General features: G+C 38.3%; 2 protein-coding genes. One reads left to right on the plus strand and one right to left on the minus strand.

Going from position 1 to position 2,081, the window contains the following annotated elements; translation table 11 throughout:
- Window positions 1-10: 10 nt before the first annotated feature.
- Window positions 11-868: an IS4 family transposase gene (locus ACED53_RS23270; protein ID WP_371715324.1), complete on the minus strand. Its 858-nt coding sequence runs from the start codon at window positions 866-868 to the stop codon at window positions 11-13.
- A gap of 166 nt (window positions 869-1,034) precedes the next feature.
- Here ACED53_RS23270 and ACED53_RS23275 point away from each other — a divergent pair, with 166 nt between their 5' ends.
- The gene (locus ACED53_RS23275) at window positions 1,035-1,619 is read left to right on the plus strand and encodes a hypothetical protein (RefSeq protein ID WP_048664398.1); all 585 of its coding nucleotides are present in this window, start codon (window positions 1,035-1,037) and stop codon (window positions 1,617-1,619) included.
- Window positions 1,620-2,081 lie beyond the last annotated feature (462 nt).

Raw genomic sequence — 2,081 nt, forward strand, 5'->3', positions numbered from 1 at the left:
GAGAAGCTGCTTAATAAGCAAGCAAATGATGACAACTACCTTGAAAAACACCGCTAGGGACATTAGTCGCGAGTAGCCACGGCTCCTTTGCACTGCGTTGATAGAGATGTGTAGCGGAGTGTTTTTGGCTGGTTCTGCTATGGCGCTGGGCTTTTCTGCCTTTTTCTAATCCCTTATAAACATAGGCTTCACAAGATATCGGTGATCTCTTTGCTAATAAGCAGTGGCCAAGATATTTGGGTTTATGGACAGCGTTTGGATAAAAGGTTTTATTTGAGACCCAAGGTTTTTGAGGTTGTTTGATTGATACTTCACCTCGGACACGACCTAACCAAAACCAACCTTTCCCCTGAACTTGGCGGAACCAAGTATTTCTAAAACCCGCATCAGAAACGATGATCGGACTGATTTTATTCGGCAAAATACTCTGCAATTTATCGAGGAATGTTTGGTGACTTTTCGGTGAATTGTATTGGCCATACTCAAAAACTTGCTCAAAGATTGTAATGGCTCGACCATCAAGTGCAACGGATGCTCTTAACGTCATATAACGAAGTTGTTCACGAACATCAGACCAATCCACAAGGATCACAGGGCATGGGTTGGCGCCCGTTATTAAGTAGGCATGCCATTTATAAATAAGGTCTTTTTCACGATGTAGTTGGCGATTTCCAAGCAGTCTATCAACGCGTTTGATCGCATGTTTTAACGTGGTATTAGTGTCCAGTTTGCGACCTAGTTTAGTCAGCGTTAAGTCTGAGCCGTCAAGTACACTTTTTGTAGCAAGTATCAGAGAACTAACGCGTTTTTTGTGAATGGAGGGGCATTGGTTTTGTATGGTTTGTTGTAGAATCTGAATATCGCGCATTGTTAACCCACTTGTTCGAAATGTGTGTTCAGCGATATTCATTAGATCAAAGACGGCGATGCGCGTCTACCTCATTGTTTTTACGCCTGATTATGAGGGGATTCGCAAGATTCAGGCGTTAGTTCATATATTGAAAATTTTAATTTTTTTGGTGTGATAAATAGAAATGGAAAAGCAATTAGCAAGAATAAAAGAAGATCTTCGGAAAGAAATAATAGCTGTACATCAAAGTAGTTTAGCCGATGCAAGAGAAAAATTTCAGTTGGCTTTAGATGATAGAAAAGATTTTCTTGAACCAGAATGTGATTTTGATTTATACGAAACAAAAATCCCGAAAGTGATGAAGTTTTTTAAAACAGGGATTCAATTTTTAATTGGTTTTTTTCTTATAGGGACATTAGCAAGCAAAGGTTTGCTTGAAGTAGCGGAAACATTCAATTTATTAGATAATTTGTACTTTGCGGATAATCGATTGTTTACTGCAGATGAACTCTATAAGCATATACTAGGTATCGAATCTTTTGTTTATATAGGTAATGCATTAGCAATATCAGCAGGTATAGAGTTGAGTTACATGCTGTTTACTGATGGTCCCGATGAGACCATTGAACCACTAATGTTAGCCATTGCTGCAGCAGCTTTTTATACTATATCCGAATCACCTGAAAATAGTTGGGCAATGCTTGGATATGCAATTAGCCTTTTAGTTTTAATGGTATGTTTGAAGTTATATAAGCGTTGGAAGTTATAAACTAACAAACGCAAACCAACACTTTTTCTGGTGTGATGTTACTCATCGCACTAGCTATTCACAAGTAAATTGCCATACCTGTAATTATTGATGGTTTGCTAATTTAGCAAAAGCACTGACAAATAATTGTCCAGAGCCGCCTCAAGTAGAGTTTCAACCCAACTGTGAGTTTCAACCCAACGGTAACTTTAGTGGTGTTAATTACCTAGACTAGAATGCTCAATTCTCGCAATAATGACAGATAAACAAAGCCTGACCTCAACGCTAAATATTTGGTTATTTGAAGGCTCATTAGATCATATCTTTTGTTGAATTAGAACCCAAAATCCCACTGGTATCTCTACCGATAGGCTTGTAAATTTCATGGGGGTTCCGATTAGTTAGTTGCTTGGCGATCTTTTAGGATAACGTTTAATGCATCAGTAGCTAATTCAGCATCACGTAATTGTCTTGTTCTAACAA

This window comes from Vibrio sp. 1F169 (assembly GCF_041439605.1).
Classification (GTDB): domain Bacteria; phylum Pseudomonadota; class Gammaproteobacteria; order Enterobacterales; family Vibrionaceae; genus Vibrio; species Vibrio tasmaniensis_A.

Bases quoted from the DNA above. Each gene is read 5' to 3' on its own strand.
- ACED53_RS23270 (WP_371715324.1), bottom strand. From the start codon at position 868: ATGCGCGATATTCAGATTCTACAACAAACCATACAAAACCAATGCCCC.
- ACED53_RS23275 (WP_048664398.1), top strand. From the start codon at position 1,035: ATGGAAAAGCAATTAGCAAGAATAAAAGAAGATCTTCGGAAAGAAATA.